This window comes from Microbacterium sediminicola, from assembly GCF_039531125.1.
GTDB classification, from domain to species: Bacteria; Actinomycetota; Actinomycetes; order Actinomycetales; family Microbacteriaceae; genus Microbacterium; species Microbacterium sediminicola.
In genome coordinates this window covers 268,591-291,300 of the sequence record NZ_BAAAPL010000002.1, presented here as the reverse complement: position 1 = coordinate 291,300, position 22,710 = coordinate 268,591, and the positions used below count along the sequence as shown (strand labels likewise).

19 protein-coding genes and 1 pseudogene are annotated in these 22,710 nt (G+C 68.7%); 12 read left to right on the top strand and 8 right to left on the bottom strand.

The features are described 5' to 3' along the window. Positions 1-67: 67 nt before the first annotated feature. Both ABD206_RS09865 and ABD206_RS09860 read right to left on the bottom strand, forming a co-directional pair. Complete coding sequence (locus ABD206_RS09865) at positions 68-610, bottom strand: MarR family winged helix-turn-helix transcriptional regulator (protein ID WP_344072022.1); 543 nt, start codon at positions 608-610, stop codon at positions 68-70. A gap of 108 nt (positions 611-718) precedes the next feature. Then, positions 719-2,209, bottom strand: coding sequence for an aldehyde dehydrogenase family protein (locus tag ABD206_RS09860; RefSeq protein ID WP_344072020.1), 1,491 nt, complete (start codon positions 2,207-2,209; stop codon positions 719-721). Positions 2,210-2,559: 350 nt separating this feature from the next. Between ABD206_RS09860 and ABD206_RS09855 the strand changes: the two genes are divergently transcribed. The 9 genes from ABD206_RS09855 (at position 2,560) to ABD206_RS09815 (ending at position 12,312) form a co-directional block, all read left to right on the top strand. Beyond that, complete coding sequence (locus ABD206_RS09855; protein ID WP_344072018.1) at positions 2,560-3,435, top strand: transketolase; 876 nt, start codon at positions 2,560-2,562, stop codon at positions 3,433-3,435. Further along, positions 3,435-4,397, top strand: a complete 963-nt coding sequence (locus tag ABD206_RS09850) for a transketolase family protein (protein WP_344072016.1) — start codon at positions 3,435-3,437, stop codon at positions 4,395-4,397. Before ABD206_RS09855 ends, ABD206_RS09850 begins: the two co-directional genes overlap by 1 nt. A gap of 39 nt (positions 4,398-4,436) precedes the next feature. Beyond that, positions 4,437-5,498, top strand: coding sequence for a zinc-dependent alcohol dehydrogenase (locus ABD206_RS09845; RefSeq protein WP_344072014.1), 1,062 nt, complete (start codon positions 4,437-4,439; stop codon positions 5,496-5,498). Then, on the top strand, positions 5,495-7,030 hold the full coding sequence (locus tag ABD206_RS09840) for a sugar ABC transporter ATP-binding protein (protein ID WP_344072012.1): 1,536 nt from the start codon (positions 5,495-5,497) through the stop codon (positions 7,028-7,030). The genes ABD206_RS09845 and ABD206_RS09840 overlap by 4 nt, the downstream gene beginning before the upstream one ends. Next, a complete protein-coding gene (locus ABD206_RS09835; protein WP_344072010.1) occupies positions 7,027-8,022 on the top strand; it encodes an ABC transporter permease in 996 nt (331 codons plus the stop codon). Before ABD206_RS09840 ends, ABD206_RS09835 begins: the two co-directional genes overlap by 4 nt. Positions 8,023-8,099: 77 nt before the next feature. Continuing rightward, positions 8,100-9,071, top strand: a complete 972-nt coding sequence (locus tag ABD206_RS09830) for a sugar ABC transporter substrate-binding protein (protein ID WP_344072008.1) — start codon at positions 8,100-8,102, stop codon at positions 9,069-9,071. A gap of 126 nt (positions 9,072-9,197) precedes the next feature. Then, a complete protein-coding gene (locus ABD206_RS09825; protein WP_344072006.1) occupies positions 9,198-9,968 on the top strand; it encodes an SDR family NAD(P)-dependent oxidoreductase in 771 nt (256 codons plus the stop codon). Positions 9,969-9,979: 11 nt separating this feature from the next. Beyond that, the gene (locus ABD206_RS09820) at positions 9,980-10,831 is read left to right on the top strand and encodes a sugar phosphate isomerase/epimerase family protein (RefSeq protein ID WP_344072004.1); all 852 of its coding nucleotides are present in this window, start codon (positions 9,980-9,982) and stop codon (positions 10,829-10,831) included. Continuing rightward, positions 10,828-12,312 carry an aldehyde dehydrogenase family protein gene (locus ABD206_RS09815; RefSeq protein ID WP_344072001.1) on the top strand — a complete coding sequence of 495 codons (1,485 nt, stop codon included), beginning with the start codon at positions 10,828-10,830 and terminating at the stop codon, positions 12,310-12,312. Before ABD206_RS09820 ends, ABD206_RS09815 begins: the two co-directional genes overlap by 4 nt. 27 nt (positions 12,313-12,339) lie before the next feature. Here the strand turns inward: ABD206_RS09815 and ABD206_RS09810 are convergent, their stop codons facing one another. The 5 genes and pseudogenes from ABD206_RS09810 to ABD206_RS09790 all read right to left on the bottom strand — a co-directional run bounded on the left by ABD206_RS09810 (position 12,340) and on the right by ABD206_RS09790 (position 17,202). Further along, the gene (locus ABD206_RS09810) at positions 12,340-13,578 is read right to left on the bottom strand and encodes an MFS transporter (RefSeq protein ID WP_344071999.1); all 1,239 of its coding nucleotides are present in this window, start codon (positions 13,576-13,578) and stop codon (positions 12,340-12,342) included. A gap of 69 nt (positions 13,579-13,647) precedes the next feature. Next, the gene (locus tag ABD206_RS09805; protein WP_344071997.1) at positions 13,648-14,826 is read right to left on the bottom strand and encodes a 4-hydroxybenzoate 3-monooxygenase; all 1,179 of its coding nucleotides are present in this window, start codon (positions 14,824-14,826) and stop codon (positions 13,648-13,650) included. Positions 14,827-14,905: 79 nt separating this feature from the next. Further along, positions 14,906-15,664 carry an IclR family transcriptional regulator gene (locus ABD206_RS09800; protein ID WP_344071995.1) on the bottom strand — a complete coding sequence of 253 codons (759 nt, stop codon included), beginning with the start codon at positions 15,662-15,664 and terminating at the stop codon, positions 14,906-14,908. Between the two features lie 66 nt (positions 15,665-15,730). Continuing rightward, a pseudogene (locus ABD206_RS09795) lies at positions 15,731-16,641 on the bottom strand (alpha/beta hydrolase). Positions 16,642-16,677: 36 nt separating this feature from the next. Next, a complete protein-coding gene (locus ABD206_RS09790) occupies positions 16,678-17,202 on the bottom strand; it encodes a MarR family winged helix-turn-helix transcriptional regulator (RefSeq protein ID WP_344071993.1) in 525 nt (174 codons plus the stop codon). A 151-nt stretch (positions 17,203-17,353) separates the two neighbouring features. Here ABD206_RS09790 and ABD206_RS09785 point away from each other — a divergent pair, with 151 nt between their 5' ends. From ABD206_RS09785 to ABD206_RS09775, 3 genes are read left to right on the top strand one after another with little or no spacing between them, the layout of a single operon-like run. Beyond that, on the top strand, positions 17,354-18,550 hold the full coding sequence (locus ABD206_RS09785; protein ID WP_344071991.1) for a cytochrome P450: 1,197 nt from the start codon (positions 17,354-17,356) through the stop codon (positions 18,548-18,550). A gap of 45 nt (positions 18,551-18,595) precedes the next feature. Next, a complete protein-coding gene (locus ABD206_RS09780) occupies positions 18,596-20,299 on the top strand; it encodes a dihydroxyacetone kinase family protein (RefSeq protein ID WP_344071989.1) in 1,704 nt (567 codons plus the stop codon). Continuing rightward, positions 20,293-21,234: a PDR/VanB family oxidoreductase gene (locus ABD206_RS09775; protein ID WP_344071987.1), complete on the top strand. Its 942-nt coding sequence runs from the start codon at positions 20,293-20,295 to the stop codon at positions 21,232-21,234. The genes ABD206_RS09780 and ABD206_RS09775 overlap by 7 nt, the downstream gene beginning before the upstream one ends. A gap of 3 nt (positions 21,235-21,237) precedes the next feature. Here ABD206_RS09775 and ABD206_RS09770 read toward each other — a convergent pair whose 3' ends face one another. After that, positions 21,238-22,620, bottom strand: coding sequence for a pyridoxal phosphate-dependent decarboxylase family protein (locus ABD206_RS09770; RefSeq protein ID WP_344071985.1), 1,383 nt, complete (start codon positions 22,618-22,620; stop codon positions 21,238-21,240). Positions 22,621-22,710 lie beyond the last annotated feature (90 nt).

Sequence of the window (22,710 nt, the reverse complement as noted above, 5' to 3'; positions counted from 1 at the left end):
GCCTCGTTGCGACCTGCGGATCAGATTACCTATGGAGATAGGGAATGTCTATAGGTACTCAGGGAAGTCACGGCGCGGGGCTCGCGGCCGGTGGAGGCTCCTCGCCCTCGAGGATTTGCGCCGCCCGGAGACGCCACAGCATGCGACGAAGATGCTCGTTGAACTGGTGGATCTCCTCGTCGGTCATGCCGTCGACGATGATCTCCTGGCCGTGGATCGAGACCGGGAGCATGTCGTCGTGCATCCGAGCGCCGTCGCGGGTCAGGAACATGGGGCGCGAGCCGCGGGGACCGTCGATGAGGACGATCAGGTGGCGGCCGGCGAGCCGGTTCACGGACTTGGAGACCACCGCCTTGTTCACGCCGATGAAGTCCGTGATCTCTGTCGCCGACGAACCTGGCCGTACCGCGAGCGCGGAGAGTACGCGCCAGTCGTTCGTGCCGAGGTCGAACCGAGTGAGCAGCTCCTGTGATTCGCGCCATACGAGGGCGTTCGACAGCAGCGCCAAGAGGCGAGGAGTGAAGTTGTCGGGGTCGATGATCTCGTCGAGCGGCTCGGTGGCCACGTCGTCGTCGTGATAGCGGCCGAAGCGCCTCGTCGCGTCGTTCATGCTCCTCGTCCCCCGAGCAGGGTCGTCTGTGCTGCCCGATGAATTGTGCTCAGAGTACGCGGGGGTCCGACCCCGAGTGGGACCGGACCCCGCGCGAGCGCGGTGCGCTCAGTGGGCCATGGCGGCCAGGGCCTCGGGATCGATCGTCGCGATCGAGCGCGTGTCCTGGAACGCCCGGATCCCCTCGATGCCCTGCTCGCGGCCGATGCCGGACTGCTTCATGCCGCCGAAGGGCGCGCGCAGGTCGAGGCGGGTGGCGCCGTGGTCGTTGATCCAGACGTAGCCGCACTCCAGCGCCCCGCCCACGCGCTGGGCTGCGGCCGGGTCCGCGGTCCAGACGCTGCCGCACAGGCCCGCCCAGGTGTCGTTGGCCAGGTGCACGACCTCTTCCTCGGTGTCGAAGGGGATCACCGGGATGACGGGGCCGAACTGCTCCTGCGTGACGACCCGCAGCGACGGATCGGGGTTCACGACGATCGCGGGGCGCAAGAAGTTGCCGCCCTCGAGGTCACCACCGGGGAGCGTGCCGAATTCGCGCACGTCGGCACCGGCATCCTTCGCCTCCTGGATGAGCTCCTCGACAAACGCCTTCTGCGCGCTGGAGTGGAGCGGCCCCATTGTCGTCTCGGCGTCGAGGCCGTAGCCGATGACGGCCTTGTCGAGCCGCTCCGACAGACCCGCGACGACCTCATCCAGGCGCGAGCGGTGCACGTAGACGCGCTTGGCGTTCATGCAGATCTGGCCGGTGGTGTCGTAGATCGCCGCGTAGAGGCGATCCATGTGGGCGTCGTCGATGATCGCGTCCTCGAGGAAGACCGCCGCATCGTTGCCGCCCAGCTCCAGCGTGACCCGGGTGAGGGTCTTGGAGGCCATCTCCATCATCCGCTTGCCGCCGCCGACGCTGCCGGTGAAACACACCTTGGCGATGTCGGTGTTCTGGATGAGGCCGGACATGTCCTGGTCCTTGCCGGTGACGATGTTCAGCACCCCGGGCGGGAGCTTCTCGGCCACGCGCTGGACGAGCTTGGCAGTGGCCAGCGGCGCCGTGAGCGGGGGCTTGACGATGGCGGTGTTGCCGGCCAGCAGCGCCTGCGGGAGAGCTGCACCCAGGATCGCGATCGGCCAGTTGAAGGGCACGATGACCGTCACGACTCCCAGCGGCTGGTAGGCCACCTCAGTGTCGACCGGGATCGCGCCGGGGATCGCGGGGAGTGTGTGCGAGGTGTCGACCTGGTCCGCGATCATCAGCGCGAGATTCCAGCGGATCTCGAAAACGAGCGCGTCGATCCACGCCTCCATGCGGATCTTGCCGTTCTCCTGCGAGAGGATCGCGGCGTCAGCGTCCCGCTCGTCGGCGATGCCGGCGATGGCCTCGGCCATGAGCCGCGCACGCTCGGTGGCGCCGAGGGCCGCCCACGCGGGGAAGGCTTCCTTCGCCGCGGCGACGGCATCCGCGACGTCCGCCTGCGATGCCGCTGCGGCCTCGCCGACAATCACGCCGGGCTTGCCGGGGTCGGCGATCTTGAGGGTTTCATCGGTGAATCGCTCTGCTCCCCCGATGAAGAGTCCGGTTCGTACGCCGGTGATCGTGTCAGACATCCTGCACCTCTCTGTGTCTTGCTCTGCCTGGTTCCCTGTCGGATGCCGGAGCACCCGCTCCGCGCCGGGTGGCGCGCGAGTCCATTGTCGGTTCGCGATCGCTCGTCGCAGCCGGTTCGTCGAGGAGGGAAAGGGAGTTCGCAGGTTTGCGAGAGTCGTCTTCCTGTCGGCGTCGGCAACGCTGAGGACGCGAAAACGAGTTTACGTGCATTCCTGTTTACTTGTAAATGGGTTCGTGCTAACGTCACTCGCACCGCGACCCGAGAACGGGTTCGCCGGGCCAAACGAGAGTCGACGATGACCCCTCACAAGGGTACGTCGCGCTCATGTCATCAACGAGGAGACATGTGATGGGAACCACCCTGACCGTCGGGCAGGACCGCCCCAGCGTCGCCGAGTTGGAGGATCTCGCCTTCGAACTCCGGCAGAAGCTGCTGCACCTGTGTGGCACCTACGAGGGCGCCGTCCACATCGGCGGCGACCTGTCGTCGGCAGACATCTTCACCGCGCTGTTCGAATACGGGCTGAACGTCGACCCCACCAATCTCGCCAACCCCGCTCGCGACCGGTTCGTCCTGAGCAAGGGACACGCGGCGGTCGCGATGTACATCGCGATGGCGATCAAGGGGTTCTTCTCCTACGAGGGGATCGTCGACACCTACGGCCAGCTCGACAGCGCATACGGCATGCACCCGTGCAAGGTGCAGCTGCCCGGTGTCGAGGCATCCACCGGCTCGCTCGGGCACGGCCTGCCGCTCGCGGTCGGAATGGCCCTCGGCGCACGCGGCCGCGGCGCGACGCACCGCGTGGTCACCCTCATGGGTGACGGCGAGACCGGCGAGGGATCGGTCTGGGAGGCCGCGCTGGCGGCCAGCTCCAACAAGCTCGGGAACCTTGTGGCCGTCATCGACCGCAACCGTCAGCTCATGACGAGCTTCGACGAGGAGCGGGTCACACTGGAGCCCTACACCGACAAGTGGGCCGCCTTCGGCTGGAATGTCGTCCACGTCGACGGGCACGACATGGGCGCCCTCGTCGAGGCGATCGACAACCTTCCCGCCACCGAGAGCGACAAGCCGACGGTCATCGTTGCTGAGACCATCAAGGGCAAGGGCGTCGATTTCATGGAGCGCAACCTCGCCTGGCACGCCGGGTCGCTCGGCGCCGCAGACCTGGAGCGCGCGATGGCCGCGCTCGAAGCCACCCGTTCGAAGGAGAACGTCTGATGCCTGTCACCTTCACCTTCGGCGAGTTCCTCGGAGCCCGTTCGGTCATCGGATCGACTCTCGCCGAGCTCGGCGAGGAGCACGAGAACCTCTGGGTCATCACCCCCGACATCGGTGCCACCCTCGTGGAGTTCCGCGACAAGTACCCCGAGCGCTTCCTGGATGTGGGGCTCGCCGAGCAGGCGAGCGTCGGCATCGCGGCGGGGCTCGCGTACGACGGCAACATCCCGGTCGTGTCCGGCATGCTCCCGTTCCTCAGCATGCGTGCACTCGAGCAGATCCGCACTGATGTCTGCTACCCGAACCTCCCGGTCAAGATCATCGGGACGCACGGTGGGCTCGTCGGAAACGGCGGCTCGACCCACTACGCCGTCGAGGACCTCGCGCTGATGTGCGCGCTCACCAACATGACGGTGACCTCGATTGGTGACCCGCTCATGGTCGGCGAGATCCTCCGTCAGTCCATGGCCATGCAGGGCCCGCTCTACATCCGTCTGGCCGTGGGCAAGAAGGACAAGGTGCTCTACGAGCCCGGCGAGCACGACATCCGGATCGGCAAGGGCATCGTCGCGCGCAAGGGCACCGATGTGACCCTCTTCACGCACGGGACGACGGTCGCGCAGGCGCTGGATGCCGCCGAAGAGCTCGAGGCCGAGGGTGCGTCGGTGCGGGTGGTGGACATGTTCACGCTCAAGCCCATCGACGCGGACCTGATTGAGCTGTGCGCCGAAGAGACCGGCGGCCGCTTCGTCGTCCTCGAGGACCACCTCGCCTACGGCGGCCTGGCCTCGCGGGTCGCGGATGTCGTGGCCGACCGCGGCATCACACTGACCTCCTTCGAGCGCCTCGGCATCCCCCAGGTGTACGCGGGCTTCGGTGAGGACGAGCAACTTCGCGACAAGTACGGGTATGGTCTGTCGGCCACCACTGCGGCCCTGCGCAGGGCACTCGCAGCGGGCTGACCCGCCGCATCCCCACCCGCACGCTCAACGGAGAGACGTATGAAAACGGTAGCTGTCACCAAGATCGGAAAGCTCGCCGACCCGGACGAGGCCGCACGCGGTCGCGTCGAGGTCGTCGAGTTCCCCGAGCAGCCGCTCGGTCCCGAGGACGTCAGAGTCCGGGTCGCCTATGCCGCGATCTGCGGCTCCGACCCGCACCTCGCGGAGGGCTTCTTCGGCACCGAGGTGCCGATCGGCCTCGGGCACGAGCTGTCCGGTGTCGTCGAAGCGCTCGGCGAGAACGCCCACCGCAACGGCCTGCAGATCGGTGACCGGGTCGCCGGCAACTTCCTGCGCTTCTGCGGGACGTGCCGACCCTGTCAGGAAGGCAAGCAGCAGTTCTGCGAGAACATCCAGGAGTACAACCGTCCCGGCATGGCCGAGACGATCACCTGGCACGAATCGCAGGTCTACAAGCTGCCTGACAGCGTGTCCCTCCTCAAGGGATGCCTGCTCGAGCCCACCTCGGTGGCGGTGCGCATCGCGGACAAGACCCGTGTGCGCGTCGGCGACCGCGTCGCGATCGTCGGCGGCGGTCCGATCGGTCAGCTCGTGCTGCAGGTCATGAAGATGTACGGGGCGACCTCGCTCACCATGATCGAGCCGATCGCAGAACGGCGAGCGATGGCGGCCCGTCACGGCGCGGAGTTCACGATCGATCCGGTGACGGAGAACCAGTTCGAGCGCACCGACGAGATCACCGGTGGACGCGGCTACGACATCGTCATCGATGCCTCCGGATCCACGCGCGCGGTGCGGGGAGTGCTCGACATCGCGGCCAAGGGCGGCACCGTCGTCTACGGCGCGATGTACCCCGCGCAGTATGAGATGCCGTTGAACCTCTCGGACTACCTGTACCTCAAGGAACTCACCCTCACCGGCGTCTTCGTCTCGCCGTACGCATTTCCGCGGGCGCTGCAGGTGCTGCCGCAGCTGGATGTCGATGAACTGACGGCCGCCGTGTTCGATCTGGATGACGCGACCGAGGCCTTCGCGGTCCACATGAGTGGTGTCCACCCCAAGGTCGTCATCCGCTGCAACACCATCGAGGAGTCGGCATGACTTTGGTCGAAGACACGATCCCCGTGAGCGAGCTCGGTACCCCCGCGCTCGCGGCCGAGAACATCGTCAAGCGGTTCGACGGTGTCCACGCCCTCGAGGGTGCGCGCTTTTCCGTGCAGCCCGGCGAGATCCATGCGCTTCTCGGTGAGAACGGCGCCGGCAAGTCCACGCTCATCAAGATCCTCACCGGCGTCCACCACCCCGACAGTGGCACCATCACCCGCAACGGCGAGAAGGTCGAGTTCGCCAATGTCCGCGTTGCGAACGCGGCTGGCGTGGTGGCGCTGTACCAGGAGCTCTCGATCATCCCGAGCATCAGCGTGGCCGAGAACATCCTCCTCGGCGAGCAGACGCCCAGCCGTGGCGGGTTCGTGCAATGGGGGGCGCTCAAGAAGCGCGCCAAGGAGCAGCTCGAGAGCATCAATCAGCGCAAGATCCCGGTGAACGCACTCGCCGGCGACCTCTCGCCGGTGCAGCAAACGATGGTCGCCTTCGCGCGAGCCCTCGCAACTGACGCGAAGGTGCTCATCCTGGATGAGCCGACCGCATCGCTGACCGACACCGAGATCATCGAGCTGTTCGCGGTGCTGCGCTCGCTGCGCGATCGTGGCGTCGCGATCGTGTACGTGTCCCATCGCCTCGAAGAGGTCTTCGAGCTGTGTGACCGCCTCACGATCATGCGCAACGGCACGACGATCATCACCAAGGATGTCGCCGACTCCCACATCGACGAGGTGATCTCGACGATGGTCGGCCGCAACGCCAACGAGCTGTTCCCCGAGCGGGGCACGGCGACCGATGAGGTCGCAATGGAGGTGCTCCACCTCAACGGCCGTCGTGTGAAGGACGTCTCGCTCGAGGTGCGCAAGGGCGAAGTGCTCGGCATCGGCGGACTTGCGGGCTCGGGCCGCAGTGAGCTGCTGCGGATCCTCGCCGGCGCGCAGAAGCACGTCGACGGCGAGATCATTGTCGGCGGGACGAAGCTGCCCCACTCGCCGGGCGTCGGCCGAGCCCTGGACGCGGGGGTCGCCCTCGTCCCCGAAGAGCGCCGCAGCCAGGGCGTGATTCTGGACGCGTCCATCCAGGACAACATCGCCGTCGCCAACATCCCCACTGTGAGCACGGCAGGGATCGTGTCGGGCGCGAAAATCTCGACGATCACCCAGCGTGGGCTCGCCGACCTCAAGATCAAAGCCCGCGGGCCGAAGCAACACGTCGGGGAACTCTCCGGTGGCAACCAGCAGAAGGTCGTGCTGGCCAAGATGCTCGCACGCAAGCCCAAGGTGCTGCTGATGGACGAGCCCACGCGCGGCATCGACGTCGGCACCAAGGCCGAGATCTATCGCCTCATCCGACAGCTAGCCGCCGAGGGCACCGCCATCATCGCGATCAGTTCGGAACTGCCGGAGCTGATCGGCATGAGTGACCGGATCATCATCCTCCACGAGGGCGAGGTCAGCGGCGAAGTGGCCGCGGATGTCGCCGACGAAGAACTCCTCCTCTCCTACTGCTACGGGAAGTCACAGTCATGACCACCACCGACAACAACAAGGCCCCCACGACGACCTCGATCGTGGTCGGGCACGCCAGCAACGCGGGCCGATGGATGATGCAGGGCGGCACCATCGTCGCTCTCGTCGCCCTCGTCCTGTTCTTCTTCCTGATGCGACCCGACGTGTTCCTCACGTTCGTGAACATCAAGAACATCCTGTATCAGGTGTCGATCCTCGCGATCATCGCCGGCGCGCAGACCGTCGTCATGGTCGTCGGTGACTTCGACCTGTCGGTGGGTGCGACATCCGCCCTGGCCGGAGCCACCGCGGGCGCCGCGATGCTCGGCGGGATGCCGATCCCGGCTGCCATCGTCCTCGCACTCGTCGTCGGCCTCCTCATCGGCTTGCTCAACGGTGTCCTTGTGGCGTACCTCAACCTGTCCGCCTTCATCGCGACGCTCGCCATGATGACCTCGGTCATCGGCGTCGCCTTCCTCGTCACGCAGGGGACGACGCTGTTCAACTTCCCCGCCGAGTTCAATGAGCTGGGACAGGGCAAGCTCTTCGAGATCCCGTTGCCGGTGTACCTCGCGATCGTCATCTCGGTGATCCTGTGGTTCGTGTTGCGGTACACGACGCTGGGACGTCAGTGGCACGCCGTCGGCGGCAGCGTCGAGGTCTCGCGGCTGTCGGGCGTCAACGTCCGTCGCGCGCGTCTGCTCGCGTTCACGCTCGCCGGCTTCGTCTCCGCGATCGGTGGCGTGCTGCTTGCAGCGCGCCTCGGCAGCGCCAGCGCCGTGCAGGGTGAGGACAACATGATGTTCTCGGTCGCCGCGGTCTTCCTCGGCATGACGATCCTCCGCTCCGGCGCGGCCAACCTCGTCGGCACGATGATCGGTGTCGCCATCATCGGGGTCCTCAGCAACGGACTGAACATCCTCGGCGTCAACGCCTACATCCAGCAGGTACTGACCGGCGCGATCATCATCGCCGCGGTCACCCTGTCCTCCCTCAAGCATCGGGAGCGGTGACCCGCCCTTCCCGACCCCTCCGAGTCCCCACTCGGAACCCCACCCCAAGAGATACGCAATATACGAAGGAGTACAACGTGCGTGCATCACTGAAAGCACTCGCGGCCGTTGCCGCAGTCACCGCTCTCGCCCTGACGGGCTGCTCGAGCTCCGGTGGCGACAGCGACGCTGCCCCGAAGGTCATCGCCTTCACCTCCGGCAACCAGACGCCCATCGGCGGTTGGTGGCTGAACAACACCGAAGCGCAGGGAACCGAACTCGGCTGGGACGTCTCCGCGATCGCCGGTGACTTCGACTTCCAGAAGATGAACCCCGCCGTCGAGAGCGCCATCGGTCAGGGCGCAGATGTCGTCTACAACGGCTTCACCGACATCGCCTCGATCGCCTCGATCGTGACCGCCTCGCAGGATGCCGGCATCCCGATGTTCGCGATCGACGCGGGCACCGAGCCCAACGACGGCTACGCGCTGAACATCACGACCGACCAGCAGGGCATCGTCGACCAGACCCTGGGTGCGATCTCCGATGCCATCGGCGGCCTCGACGGAAAGACCATCATGGTGATCGGACACGACCCGCACGCCGGCATCCGGATGCGCTCGGGTCTTGCGGCCGACGACATCGTCGCCGCGGGCGGCACGCTCGCCGGTGGCGCGATCCAGCAGGTCGTCTCGCCCGCAACCGGCCGCACCGAGGCGCTGGCCCTCGTGGCCGACTTCATCACCGCGAACCCCGGTGTGCTCGACGCGGTGTGGGTCGGCTGGGATGACGCGGCACTCGGTGCGGTTCAGGCCATCAGCGAGGCGGGCGCCGATGCCGTTGTGACCGGGTGCGACGCCACCAGCGAGGCCATCGCCGCCGTCGAGGCGGGCACCATGCTCGCCACCGTCGAGCAGCCGTGGCCGTCGATCAACGACACGATCATGGACGCGATCTCGGAGTACCTCGCCACGGGAACCCTCCCCGACTCGAACTTCGAGATGGTCGCCACGACGCTCGTGACCCAGGCGAACGCCGCCGACATCACGCCGTCGGATCAGCTCGGCTGATCCCCTCGCCGGTGGGGCGCTCGCGCCCCACCGGCCCACCGTCTTCACCGCTCGCGCGCGCGGGCCGACACCCCACTGCGTCCGCTCGCGCGCGCGAGCAGGCACGACCAGAAAGACTCGAAGAACATGCGCTTGGAAGGAAAAGTCGCCCTCATCACCGGCGGCGCCAGCGGAATCGGTCTCGCGACCGTCCAGAAATTCGTCGAAGAGGGCGCCAAGGTCGCCGTCGCCGACATCAACGCGGCGCGTGCCCAGGAGGTCGTTGACACCCTCCCGGCAGGCTCCGCGATCGCCGTCGGCGTGAACGTCGCCGTCTTCGCCGAGGTCGAGGCCGCCGTCGCCTCGACGGTCGAGGCGTTCGGCAAGCTCGACGTCATCTTCAACAACGCCGGTATCGCCGGAGGCAAGCCGCTGCTCGAGCACGACCCGGCGGTCGACTACGAGCCGCTCATCCGCGTCGACCAGGACGGCGTCTACTACGGGATCCTCGCGGCGGGCCGTCAGTTCCGCGCGCAGGGCGGGGGCGGTGTCATCATCTCGACATCCTCCATCTACGGTGAGCAGGCCGCTGAGCTCTCGTTCACCTACAGCGCCGCCAAGGCCGCCGTGATCTCCTTCACCCGATCGGCCGCCTACGAGCTGGCCGAGTATGGCATCCGCGCCGTCGCCATCACGCCGGGCCGGGTGGGCACCGCGATCATCAACCAGTTCTCGGACGACCTGAAGGCGACCTTCGCGTCCGAGCAGCTGCGCAACAAGATGACCGAGCCGATCGAGATCGCCAACGTCGTCGCCTTCCTCGCCTCCGACGAGGCGAACGTCATCAACGGCACGGTCGTGCACGTCGACGACGGCTACTCGGTGTTCAAGCAGCGCCTCGACCTCCCGGTCTTCTGAGGGGCAGCGTCATGGCTCTCGATATCGGCTGCCACATCAACGTCCTCGTCGCGAGCCCTGACGCCCCCGGCGCATCCGATGCGCTGCGCAGGGTTGCCGACATCGGCTATCGGCGCGTGGTCCTCGCTCCCTTCGACCCCGCCGCCACCGACCTCGGCGCCCTGCGCCACCTCTTCGACGAGGTGGGCCTTGTGCCCATCCCGATCGCCGGCCAGATGCCGGGGGCGGATGTCTCCTCCGCCGACCCCGATGAGCGCGCCGCCGGTGAGGCGTCGCTTCGGGCGATGGTCGATGCGACCGTGGCGCTCGGCGGTGACCAGCTCAATGGGGTCCCCTACGGCGTCTTCGGTCACCCGATGGTGCCTGTCGACCACGCGGCGCGCGAGCGCTCTGCCACCGCGGTCGGCCGGGTCGCCGACTACGCGCACGAACAGGGCATCACGATGACGTTCGAGGTCGTCAACCGCTACGAGACGGCGATGCTCAACACCGCCGCCCAGGCGATGACCTATGCGGAGCTGAGTGGTTCCGATCACCTCGGCATCCACCTCGACACCTTCCATATGGGAGTCGAGGAAGCGGACGCCGCGGCCGCCATCCGGATGGCGATGCCCCGACTGCGCTACCTCGAGCTGGGCCAGTCGGGCCGCGGTCTGCTCTCGACCGGCGCCGTCGACATCCCCTCGCTCGTGCGTGCGGCGCTGGATGCCGGCTACACCGGCCGCTGGGGGGTCGAAGCGTTCTCCCGCTCGATCATCCCCGAGTTCGTGTCCGACATGCTCGCGATCTGGCGTGAGCCTTATTCAGACGGCATCGCGCTCGCCGAAGACGCGATGCGAGTGATCCAAGGAGCAGTGAAATGACGACAGTCACCGACATCTCGACCCTCATCGACCCGGCGGTCTTCGCGGGGAAGATCTTCATCGACGGCGAGTGGGTTCCGGGAGGGGCCGGTCAGATCGACTCGGTCGCGCCGGCCACGGGCGAGGTGCTCGCCCCCGTCGGGATGGCTTCGCCCGAGGACGTTGCCCGTGCGGCGAAGAGCGCTGCCGCAGCACAGAAGGAGTGGGCGGCGATGCCGCATCCCGCTCGGGCCGCCGTCCTGCGTCGCGCCGGGATGCTGTGGGAGCAGTATGCGGATGAGGTCGCGGGGTGGAACATCCGCGAGGTCGGGGCGATCCCGCCGTTGGCCGGCTTCGCGCTGCACGTGACCGCTGCCGAATGCTACGAGGCGTCCTCGCTGCCCTCGGCGCCGCTCGGAACCGTGCTCTCCAGCGAAGAGCCGCGGTTGTCGATGACGCAGCAGGTGCCGGTCGGTGTCGTCGGCGTCATCTCGCCCTTCAATGTGCCCCTCATCCTCGGCATCCGTGCCGTCGCCCCGGCGCTTGCTCTCGGCAACGCCGTGCTCCTCAAGCCCGACCCCCGTACGGTGATCACCGGTGGCGTCGCGTTCGTGCGGATCTTCGAGGAGGCCGGGCTGCCGGCAGGCCTGCTCCAGCTGGTCCCTGGCGGTGCTGAGGTCGGTCAGGCGCTGGTGGAGGACCCGCACGTGCGGGTGATCGCCTTCACCGGTTCCACGCGCGCGGGCCGCGCGGTCGGTGAATTGGCGGGGCGTCACCTCACGCGCGCGCACCTCGAGCTGGGTGGCAACTCGGCGTTCATCATCCGTGAGGATGCCGACGTGGACGAGGCGGTGAACCTGGCCACGTGGGGGTCGTTCCTGCACCAGGGGCAGATCTGCATGACGGTCGGGCGTCACATCGTCCACGAAGCCGTGTTCGACCAGTACGTCGAGAAGCTCGCCGCCAAGGCCGACTCGATGTTCGTCGGCGACCCCGCGGCGGGCCCGGTGCACCTGGGGCCGCTCATCGACGAGGTACAGCGCGACCGTGTGCACGCGCTCGTGATGGATGCCGTCGCGAACGGCGCTGAACTGAAGGCGGGTGGGTCCTACGAGGGTCTCCACTACCGGCCGACGGTCCTGGCCAACACACCCGCGGACGCACCCGCGTACTGCGAGGAGGTCTTCGGACCGGTCGCCTCCGTCGTCTCGTTCTCCACCGACGAGGAGGCGGTGGCTCTGGCGACGGCGACCGACTACGGCCTGTCGCTGGGCATCGTGACCCGGGACGCGCTGGCCGGGTGGGAGCTCGCGCAGCGCATCCCGACCGGGATCGTGCATATCAACGATCAGACGGTGAACGACGAGGCCAACACCCCGTTCGGCGGCACGGGCGCCTCGGGCACCGGATCCCGTCATGGCGGCGCGCAGGCCAACATCGATGCGTTCACCGAGACCCGCTGGATCACGATGCGCCGCGAACCCGGACAGTATCCGCTCTGACGCGGACACGATCATGCCCCGGGCGCGCTACGTGGAGTGCGTGTCCCGGGGCATCACCGTATCCAGCACGTACCGTTCGCGCCCCGCCGCCAGGCCGACCACGACCTGACCGACCAGGACGCCGGTGAGAAGTACGAGGGGTGCGATCCATCCGCCGGTCGTCGCGTAGAGGGTGCCGAAGAGCACCGGACCCGCCGCCGCCATGAGATAGCCCACAGACTGCGACATCCCCGACAGCGCCGACGAGGCGTGGTGGTCGCGAGCGCGCTCGGCCATGAGGATCAGCGACGTGCCGAGCGAGGCACCCGACACCGGGCCGAGGAAGAGGATCCACACGATGATCGCGTCCGGGGCGACCATCAGCCCGATCGCCCCGATCATCCCGATCAGGGGAAGAGCGGCGGCCACCCAGCGTTTGGCGGCGCCTCGGAAGGCGAGCGGCAGCAGGAGCGCTCCCGCAACCGATCCCGCCTGGTAGATCATGACGTCGAGTCCCGCGACGACGGCGGTGCGCCCGGTCGAGACCGCGATCGTGGCCAGCCAGGTGGAGAGGATGTAGAAGAGGGCGGATTGGAATCCCATGTAGGCGGCGACGACCCACGCCGTGGCATCCGACCACACGCCGCGGGACACCCGCCCGGCGCCCTCCGAGGTGTCTCTGGCCTGGGGCAGTCCGCGGGTCGCGGCGATCCACACGATGATCGCGGGGAGCAGGAGAGCGCCTCCGGTCACCAGCAGTGCTGTGCGCCACCCCTCACTCGCACCGAGATCCATCGCCAGATGTGAGGTCGGCACCGCAAGCCCGGAGGCGATCGCCCCGGCTCCGCCGAGGAGCGCGGAGTAGGTCGCCATCATGGCGGGGACCCGGGCCGGGAACTCGCGCTTGACGACAGCCGGCATCAACACGTTCGCGACCGCCAGTGCGACGCCGATCAGTGCCGTGCCGAGCCACAGGCCGATGACCGGCCCGGGAAGCGAGCGGACGACCGTGCCTGCGGTCAGCAGGAGCAGCGCACCGGTGACGGTGCGGGTCATGCCGAAGCGGCGACTGAGGTCGTGCGCGAACGGGGAGACGAGCGCCCAGGCGGCCAGGGGCACGGCGGCGACGAGGCCGAGCGTCGCCGCTCCCATGCCGGTGTCGGTGCCGATCTGCTCCAGGAGCGGTCCGATCGCGGTGATGGTCGGCCGCATGTTGAGCGCGACAAGGCACACCGCGACGACGAGAGCGACGCGGGCGCCCGGCATCGTTGCGCGTTCATCGCCCATTGGATCGGACTATACCTCAGGGCATAGGTATACGGAGGGGATGCCGGGGGCGGAGGTTCCGGCGCGGCGCTATGCGAGCGGCCACCCGGTGTACGCCTCGGCGAGGTAGGCGCGCCCGGCCTCGGATTCGACGACCGAAGTGAGCTCGCCGACCTGGCGCTTCCGGTCGAACTCGCTCGCGTCGGGTGCGACATGCAGCATGCTCGTCATCCACCACGAGAAGTGCTGGGCTTTCCAGATCCGCTGTGAGGCGGTCTCGGCGTAGGTCTCCACGAGGCGCTCGTCATTCTCGAGCAGGAGCGCGCGCAGTGCGCGGTCGAGGAGGATGACATCCGCGACAGCGAGGTTCATGCCCTTCGCACCCGTCGGCGGGACAGTGTGCGCAGCATCGCCGACGAGCGCCGCGCGCCCTCGCTGCAGTTCGCGTGCCACGAAGCTGCGGAAGCGCAGGACGTCGCGCTGAAAGATCGGGCCCTCGTTGAGGGTGGTGCCGGGCACGCGCAGCTGCAGCGCGTCCCACAGTTCCGCCTCGCTCCACGCGTCCGGGTCGGCGTCGGGGTCACACTGGAAGTACATCCGCTGCACCGTGGCGCTGCGCTGGCTGATGAGGGCGAAGCCGTCGGGGGAGTTGCTGTAGATCAGCTCATCGGAGCTGGGCGGCGCCTCACAGAGGATGCCGAACCACGCGAACGGATACTCACGGAAGTAGCCCTCGCTCGACGAGCCGCCCACGGCGGGCCGCACGACGCTGCGCGAGCCGTCGGCGCCGACCACGAACTCCGCGCGGATCTCGCTCACCGTGCCCTCCGCGTCGGCGATCACGACTGTCGGACGCTCGGTGTCGACGCCCTCCACCCGCTGAGCGGACACCCCGAACCGGATGTCCTGACCCGCGTCCAGCCGCGCCGCGATGAGGTCTTTGAGAGCCTCGTGCTGCGGGTAGAGCCAGACGCCGCGCCCGACAGACGCGGCGAAGTCGATGCGGTGGCCTTCGCCGCCGAAGCGCAGTTCGATGCCGTCGTGCCGGTGACCGACCGTGCGTGCGCGGGAGAAGTCACCCAGGGCGTCGAGGACTTCCACGGTGCCCTGCTCCAGAATTCCGGCGCGGATGGTCGTCTCGATCTCTTCGCGGGTGCGCTGGTCGATCACGATCGATGCGATACCCGCCTCGGCAAGGAGGTGGGAGAGCAGCAGGCCCGCGGGGCCGGCGCCCACGATCGCAACGCGGGTGGTCTCGGTGAGGGGCATCTCGTCTCCTTCGACGGGGTGGATATCGTCGCGGATCAGTGTGCGGGACGGTATCCCACTTCGCCCACGCGAGTCTCATTCAATGAGAAGGTAATTTCCCGCCGGTCCACCGCTCATGCCCGTCGCGCGCGAGGTCCGTCTCGATCGCCCGGGCCGCCGCGCGCAGGATTGCGACGGCGCTCTCAGCGGGTGCGTGCCGCGGCAGGATCACCGAGAGCGCCGCGACCACCTCGCCGCGGTCCCGGACGGGAACGGCGACACCCGTCGAGACGGTCTCCACCGAGCCGGGGGCAACGACGAAGCCACGGGTGCGCACCTCTGCCAACAGGGTGCGCAGTGCCCCGGCATCCGTCACGGTCTCGGGAGATACCGCCGGCAGCGGATTTCCGAGCACGCGCTCCCGCACCTCGTCCGGTGCATGTGCCAGCAGAACCAGTCCCGAAGAAGACGCGTGGAGCGCGAGCCTGCCGGCGACGCGGGTGATGTTCGCTCCGGCATCCGGATGCGAGAGGCGCTCCAGGAAGAGTGCCTCGTCGTTCTCGAGGACCGCGAGTTGGGTGTGTTCTCGGATCCGCGCCTGTACGGCCTCCATGTGCGGCAGCGCCGCCTGGCGCAGTCGCAGGGCGCGAGACCCACGCAGCGCAAGCTCCCACAGTCGCATCCCCAACCGGATGTGGTGCTCGTCGTCGCGCTCGAGAAGCCCGGCGGCGACGAGATCGTCCACCAATCGATGCGCTGTCGCCGAGGGCAGCCCGGCGCGCCGCCCGATGTCGGATGCCGACTGCACGGTGCGGGTGTCGCTGAAGGTATCGAGCACGCGCACGACGCGATCGATCATCGAGTCACCCGATGGGGAATTGGCCACGCTTCAGCGTCGCACGAGGTGGTGTCCGGACGCGATCGATCAGGTGAGCGCGCCGGCGAGCCAGGCGCGGCTCCGGACCAGGAGCGAGCGCGCGATGTCGGATCCCGGCGACCACGACTCCACCCCGTGGGGAACCCCGTGTACGACATCCAGCGTGACCGCGACCCCGCTCTCGCGGAGGCGGTCGGCGTAGGCGACGTCTTCCGCGAAGAACAGCTCGATGTCCGAGGTGTACATCCAGGTGGGCGGCAGGCCGGTCAGATCCGTGCGTCGTGCGGCGCGGCATACGGCGGAAGCGTCGGGGCGCCCACGCTGTCGCCCAGGTACTCGCCCCACCCGGCGCGGTTCGAACGGTTGTTCCAGATGAAGTGGTCGGTGGCATCGAGCGAGTCGTCGGCTGCGGTGCGGTCGTCGAGCATCGGCGCGAACAGCCACTGTGCGATCACATCCGTTCCGCGATCGTGCAGCCTCTGCACGAGAGCGGCGGCCAGGCCGCCCCCGGCGCTCTGACCGCCGACGGCGATGCGCGCCGGGTCGATGCCGACCTCGTCTGCGTGCGAGACGAACCAGTCGAAGGATGCCGTGCAGTCGTCGATCGCGGCGGGATACGGAGCCTGCGGCGCGAGACGATAGTCCACCGCGGCGACGACGGCGCCCGTTGCCAGGGCCGTCTTCGCGCACATGATGTCGTCGACGGCGGCAGCGCCCATCACCAGTCCTCCGCCGTGGATCCACAGCAGCGCCGCCCCCGAGGGTGTGGCGGGGGTGTGGATGCGCAGGCGCACGTTCCCGTCGCGGACGACGCGCCGCTCCACGCCGTCGTAGCCCTTTCCCCGCGCCAATCCCGAGAGGCGCGCGATGAGGCGGCGCCGGAAGCGGCTGTCGATGTTGATTTTCGGTCCCGCGAGCGTGGCTTCTCGGAGGGTCGGGTCGACGGCGTCGAGGTCCATGCGGCTCCTTTGCTCGGCTGGTGACCGGGCGCGAGGTCAGCCCGTGATGTCCTTCTCGTAGCGCGTCAGTGCGTCTTCGGCCTCCAGCATACGGACGAGGAGTGCGTTCAACTGGGCGACTTCGTCGGGCGAGAGCGATGCCTGGAGAATCCTCTCCCGCTCACGCGCAATCGGCATGAGGTCGTCGTGCACGCGCTCGCCGTCCTGCGTCAGGAAGAGGTGACGCGATGCGCGCGGTCCGACCAGCTGTGCGACGAACCCGCGGGATACGAGCTCGGCAACGCTCTTCGAGGCGATCGACTTGTTCAGGCCCAGCACCTCGCACAGATCGCTCGCCGTGGACCCGGGGTGGTTTGCGAGCGCGCTGATGATGCGCCATTCGTTGGTCCCGACGCCGTGTGCGTGCTGGAAGAGGCGAGCGCCGCTCCACACGAGCATGTTGTTCAGCAGGCCGAGCAGAGCCGGCGTGTAGGTGTCGCGGTCGATGGTGTGGCTGAGGCGATCGGCGACGAGACCCTGCTCGCGCGCCGACGCGATCACCTCTTCGCTGGGTGCGGCCATGCTCTCCTCGCTTCCGGTGCGCCGTTCGGCCCTGTCGAGTCGGTGAGGCGCGTGCCCGATCCTACGGTTCTCGCGGGGGATTGCACGAGCGTGAGTTTATATTTAAACTCGCCATTGCATCGATGCATCGCCCGTGAACGAAGGAGTCCTCGTGGTCACCGCAACATCCCCCGCGCCGGTCCTGGACATCGATCCGTTCTCGGTCGCGTCGCTGTCCGATCCTCGTCCGGTCGATGAGGCGATCCGGGAGTCCGGTGAGATCGTGTGGATCCAGAAGCACGGTCTGTGGTTCACCGGGCGCCACAGCGTGGCCGAGGCGATCTTCCGCGACTACGAGACCTTCGAGTCCTCGGCGGGCACGGGCGTCACCAACACCAAGCGCGCCGAGAACTGGCGAAAGCCGAGTGTCATCCTCGAGAACGACCCGCCCTCACACACCAAGTACCGCCGCATCATGACCTCGGTATTGAGCCAGCGCGTCGTGCGACGACTCACCGAGGGGTTCCAGGAGCAGGCCGATCGACTCGTGGACGAGGCCGTCACCGCCGGAGAGTTCGACGCGGCGGCGCTCGCCGAGTCGTTCCCGCTGACGGTTCTCCCGGATGCGGTGGGGGTGAATCCCGAGGGGCGCGAGCACCTGCTGCCCTACTCCAACCTCAACTTCCAGGCCATGGGGCCGCGCAACGAGCTCTACGACCGCGCCGTCGAGGCGGCCGGTGAGGCGGCGACGTTCGTGAACTGGCAGATGCGGCGCGAGGCACTCGCTCCCGGAGGTCTCGGCCACACCATCTACGGGTACGTCGACGAGGGTGAGATCTCCGAAGAGGATGCCGGGATGCTGGTGCGCACGTTCCTCTCCGCCGGCGTCGACACCACGATCTTCGGCATCCAGTTCACCCTTCTCGCCCTCGCGGAAGACCCCTCGGCCTGGGCGCAGCTCCGAGAGGACCCCGCCCTGGCACGCAAGGCCTTCGAAGAGGGCCTGCGTTGGAACGCGCCGAGCCCCTACATCGGGCGCACGACCGCGCGGGAGACCGAGATCGCTGGGGTCCGGCTCGGTGAAGGGGAGAAGGTCATCATGGCGCTCGGAGCGGCCAACCGCGACCCTCGTCGCTTCGAGAACCCCGATGTCTACGATCTCTCCCGCGACACATCCGGGCACCTCGCATTCGGCACCGGCATCCATGGTTGTGTCGGCCAGATGATGGCGCGGATGGAGGCGACCTGTCTGCTGTCGGCCCTCGCGCGCCGTGTCGAGACGATCGAGCTGGCGGGAGAGCCGGTGCGGTTCCTGTCGAACTGGCTGCGCGGATTCGAGCAGCTCCCCGTTCGGGTCACCCTCCGCTGAGTACCTGACGCGCACGAAAGACAGGCCTGTGAAAAGGACATCACTGTGAAGAAGATCATCAACGACCCCGCCGATGTCATCGAGGACTACATCGTGGGCCTCATCGCCACCGAGCCTCATCTCGCGAGAGTGGAAGGCTGGCCGGTCGTCGTCCGGAGCGCCGCCGCGCGCAAGAAGGACAGGGTCGCCCTCGTGTCGGGCGGTGGATCCGGGCACGAGCCGGCCCACGCCGGCTATGTCGGACGCGGGATGCTGGATGCCGCGGTCCTCGGACCCGTTTTCACCTCGCCCTCCGTGGACGCGGTGTACGCCGCCATCCGTGCCGTCGCCACCCCCGCCGGCGTCGTGCTGATCGTCAAGAACTACACCGGCGACCGGCTCAACTTCGGCCTGGCCGCCGACATGGCTCGCGCCGATGGCATCCGCGTCGACATGGTGATCGTCGCCGACGATGCCGCGCTCGGTGACGAATCCCGGGTCGGTCGACGGGGTCTGACGGCGACGGTGCTCGCTCACAAGGTCGCGGGCGCCGCCGCCGAGCTCGGCGCCGACAGCGAGGAGATCGTGGCCCTCACGCGGGATTTCCTCGAGGGAGCAGCGACGGTCGGGGTGGCGCTCGGGCCGTGCTTCGTGCCGGGCGCGTTCCGACCCAATTTCGACCTCGGCGCCGACGAGATCGAGTGGGGCCTGGGCATCCACGGCGAAGCCGGCAGCGAGCGGGGTCCCCTCGTGCCCAGCGCAGAAATCGCCGAGCGGCTCGTCGGTGTGCTCATCGACGATCTGGAGCTGCGCGCGGGAGATGAGGTCGTGGTCCTCGTGAACGCCCTCGGGGGGACGCCGGACCTCGACCTCCGGATCCTCAGCGGTGACGTGCTCGGGGCGCTGTCCGAGCGCGGCATCGCGGTGCGACTGGCCTGGGTCGGCCCTTTCCTCACCTCGCTCGATATGCCGGGAGCATCGCTGACGATCGCACGGGTGACCGACGCGTCGCTCGTGCTTCTCATGGCCGACGCCGAGGTCACGGCATTCCCCCGCACGACCGTGCTGCGAGATGCCGGCGCGGGCGAGGTCGTGTCGACGCTCACTGCAGCCGAGGCGGCCGGTGATCAGAGCGAGCGGGAAGCGGAAGTGGACATGCTCGCGGACGTCGCCGAGGCCGTCGCGGCGGCGGTGGTCGCCGCGGAGCCCCACCTCACGGACCTGGATCGGAAGGTCGGCGACGGTGACCTGGGCACGAACCTCGCCCGCGGCGCGACCGCCGTGCTCTCCCGGGCGGCCCTGCTCCGGGGGCGTCCCACGACCGAGCGCTATCTCGTGGGTGTCTCCGACATCCTGCGCCGTGAGGTCGGGGGCACATCGGGGCCGCTGTACAGCATGTTCCTGCTCGCGATGGCCGAGCGGCTGCGCGACCGGTCCGAGGCGGACGCGGCCACCTGGAGCGCGGCGTTCAGCGCGGGCGTCGCCCGCATCCGCGAGGTAGGCGGCGCGGCCCCCGGCGACAGCACCATGGTCGACGCGCTCCAGCCCGCGGCCGATGCGCTGCAGGCGGCGCCGGGGACAGGTCTGCGCGCCGCGGTCGCCGCCGCGCACGATGGCGCCGAGTCCACCGCCGCGCTGCGGCCGAGCCTCGGGCGCAGCAGCTACGTCGGCGAGCGTGCCGTGGGGGTCCCCGATCCGGGTGCGGTCGCGATCGCACTTCAGCTCGCCGAGATCGCCCGTGTGGTCGAGGCCCGGAGCCCGTCGTGCTGACCCTTCAGGTCGCGGCACGCACGGACGAGGCCGATGGCGTCGCGGGCCTCGTGCTCGTCGATCCGCAGGGACAGCCGCTCCCGGCGTGGGAGCCCGGCGCCCACATCGACGTCCACCTCGACAGACCGGGCGAGCCGGCGCTGGTGCGGCAGTATTCCCTCTGCGGCGACAGCGGGCGTCGCGATGAATACCGCATCGCCGTCCTGCGCGAGGCCGACGGCGGAGGGGGGAGCCGCCACCTCCACGACGCTGTGCGACAGGGACAGCTCATCCGGGTGTCGACGCCGCGCACGCTCTTCCCGTTCCGCGTCGCGCCGCGTCTGGTGTTCGTCGCCGGCGGCATCGGGATCACCCCGATCATGCCGATGATCCGGGCCGCCACGGCGGCCGGAGCGGACTGGATCCTGCACTACGCCGGCCGGGAGCCGAGTGCCATGGCGTTCGGCGCCGATCTCGCTGCTTTCGGCGACCGCGTGCGCATCTACGTCAGCGCGCAGGGGCAACGGATGGCGCTCCCGCAGATCGTCGCGGATGCCGGGAGCGCGCCGATCTACGCGTGCGGACCCTCGCGTCTGCTCGATGACCTCGAGGCAGCGGGCGCGGAAGCGGGCACTGAGGTCATCGTGGAGCGTTTCACGAACGACGCCGAGGTCACGAGCGACGATGATCTGCCCTTCGAGGTCGAGCTGACACTCACCGGGACGACCATCACCGTGCAGCCCGGCGAGAGCATCCTCGACCGGGCGGTCGCCGCCGGCGCAGACGCCCCCTCGTCGTGTCGGGGTGGGACGTGCGGAACGTGCGAGACCTTCGTGCTCGGGGGTGAGCCCGATCACCGCGACGCAGTCCTCAACGCGAAGGAGCGTGAGGAGTCCGAGGTCATGATGATCTGCGTGTCCCGGTGCGTGGGCGAGCGGCTCGTCCTCGAGCTGTAGGCGCTACGGCGTGCTCGTGAGCGCCACCGCTCGTCGGATGGCGGCGAGGCCCCTCTCCACGTCCGCGGTGCTGGTCTGCCAGTTCGAGACCGAGATGCGCAGCACGGCGCGCCCCCGCCAGACCGATCCCGACATCCAGACGTCACCCTCCGCGAGGATGGCACGGGTGATGGCCCGGGTGCGCTCGTCGTCCTCGAACGCGAGCGTCACCTGGGTGAAGACCACGTCGTTGAGGATCTGTGCGCCCGGTATCCCACGGATCCCCGCCGCGAACTCGTGGGCGCGAGCCGCAAGTCGGTCGATGAGGTCGACGACCCCCGTGCGCCCCATCGCCCGGAGGGTCGCCCACACCGGCAGCCCCCGCGCGCGGCGAGAGAGTTCGGGTACGAAGTCGTACGGGTTGCCGAATTCATCTCCGAAGCCGGCGAAATAGGGGGCATCGATCGACATGGCCGCTCGGTGCGCCGCGGGGTCTCTGACGATCACCACGCCGCAGTCGTAGGGAACGTTGAGCGTCTTGTGGGCGTCCGTCGCCCAGGAATCGGCGAGCTCGACGCCGGCGGCGAGGTGGCGCAGGGAGGGCGAGGCCGCCTGCCACAGTCCGAACGCCCCGTCGACGTGTACCCACGCTCCGTGGCGGTGTGCGATCGGGATCAGCTCGGCGAAGGGGTCGCTGGCCCCCGAATGCAGGTCGCCGGCCTGCAGGAGCAGGAGCGTCGGCGTGCTCGGGGCGTCGGCAAGGCTCGCCTCCAGCGCGTCCGTCCGCACGCGGCCCTGATCGTCGACCGCGACCACTTCGGGCTGGGGGAGCCCCGCATAGCGCAGCGCCAGCAGCACGGAGGTGTGGACGTCCTCGCCGGCGAGCACCCGAATCCGGGGACCACCGGCGAGCCCGCGCGCGGGATCCCCGCCGGCCCGTCGCAGCAGCTGGTCACGGCCCACCAACACACCGGTGAGGTTGGCGGTGGTCGCGCCCGTCGTGAAGCCGACCGACGATGTCGCGGGCAGGCCGAGGAGATCCACCAGCCATCGTCCCGCGGCCCGCTCCACCTCGGCCGCGCCCGGGGCTGCGGCCAGGACGCCGGTGTTCTGATCCCACGCGCTCACCAGCCAATCGGCGGCGACGCCCGCGGGTTGGCCCCCGCCGAACACGAATCCGAAGAACCGACCCGACCCGTGGGCGCCCAGTCCCGGCTCGACGACAGCGGCCAGATCATCGATCACGGTGGCGGCGGGGGTGGGGGTGTCGGGAAGCTCGCCGAGCGCGTTCCGGATGGTGGCGCCACCGCGGCGCGGCGTGACCTGACGGGTGCCCAGCGAGGCGATCCAGTCCCGGGCGTGGGCGTGCGCGCGATCGAGGGCGGGGGTGAAATCGGACGCGGTCATGAAAGCCATCATGGGCGCTCGGGGCGTCATCGCCGAGCGCGCGCCTCGTTCCGATCGCGGAGCGAGCATGCCATGCGCAGGGCGGCGGCA

Bases quoted from the DNA above. Each gene is read 5' to 3' on its own strand.
- ABD206_RS09865 (WP_344072022.1), bottom strand. From the start codon at position 610: ATGAACGACGCGACGAGGCGCTTCGGCCGCTATCACGACGACGACGTG.
- ABD206_RS09860 (WP_344072020.1), bottom strand. From the start codon at position 2,209: ATGTCTGACACGATCACCGGCGTACGAACCGGACTCTTCATCGGGGGA.
- ABD206_RS09855 (WP_344072018.1), top strand. From the start codon at position 2,560: ATGGGAACCACCCTGACCGTCGGGCAGGACCGCCCCAGCGTCGCCGAG.
- ABD206_RS09850 (WP_344072016.1), top strand. From the start codon at position 3,435: ATGCCTGTCACCTTCACCTTCGGCGAGTTCCTCGGAGCCCGTTCGGTC.
- ABD206_RS09845 (WP_344072014.1), top strand. From the start codon at position 4,437: ATGAAAACGGTAGCTGTCACCAAGATCGGAAAGCTCGCCGACCCGGAC.
- ABD206_RS09840 (WP_344072012.1), top strand. From the start codon at position 5,495: ATGACTTTGGTCGAAGACACGATCCCCGTGAGCGAGCTCGGTACCCCC.
- ABD206_RS09835 (WP_344072010.1), top strand. From the start codon at position 7,027: ATGACCACCACCGACAACAACAAGGCCCCCACGACGACCTCGATCGTG.
- ABD206_RS09825 (WP_344072006.1), top strand. From the start codon at position 9,198: ATGCGCTTGGAAGGAAAAGTCGCCCTCATCACCGGCGGCGCCAGCGGA.
- ABD206_RS09820 (WP_344072004.1), top strand. From the start codon at position 9,980: ATGGCTCTCGATATCGGCTGCCACATCAACGTCCTCGTCGCGAGCCCT.
- ABD206_RS09815 (WP_344072001.1), top strand. From the start codon at position 10,828: ATGACGACAGTCACCGACATCTCGACCCTCATCGACCCGGCGGTCTTC.
- ABD206_RS09810 (WP_344071999.1), bottom strand. From the start codon at position 13,578: ATGGGCGATGAACGCGCAACGATGCCGGGCGCCCGCGTCGCTCTCGTC.
- ABD206_RS09805 (WP_344071997.1), bottom strand. From the start codon at position 14,826: ATGCCCCTCACCGAGACCACCCGCGTTGCGATCGTGGGCGCCGGCCCC.
- ABD206_RS09800 (WP_344071995.1), bottom strand. From the start codon at position 15,664: ATGATCGATCGCGTCGTGCGCGTGCTCGATACCTTCAGCGACACCCGC.
- ABD206_RS09790 (WP_344071993.1), bottom strand. From the start codon at position 17,202: ATGGCCGCACCCAGCGAAGAGGTGATCGCGTCGGCGCGCGAGCAGGGT.
- ABD206_RS09770 (WP_344071985.1), bottom strand. From the start codon at position 22,620: ATGACCGCGTCCGATTTCACCCCCGCCCTCGATCGCGCGCACGCCCAC.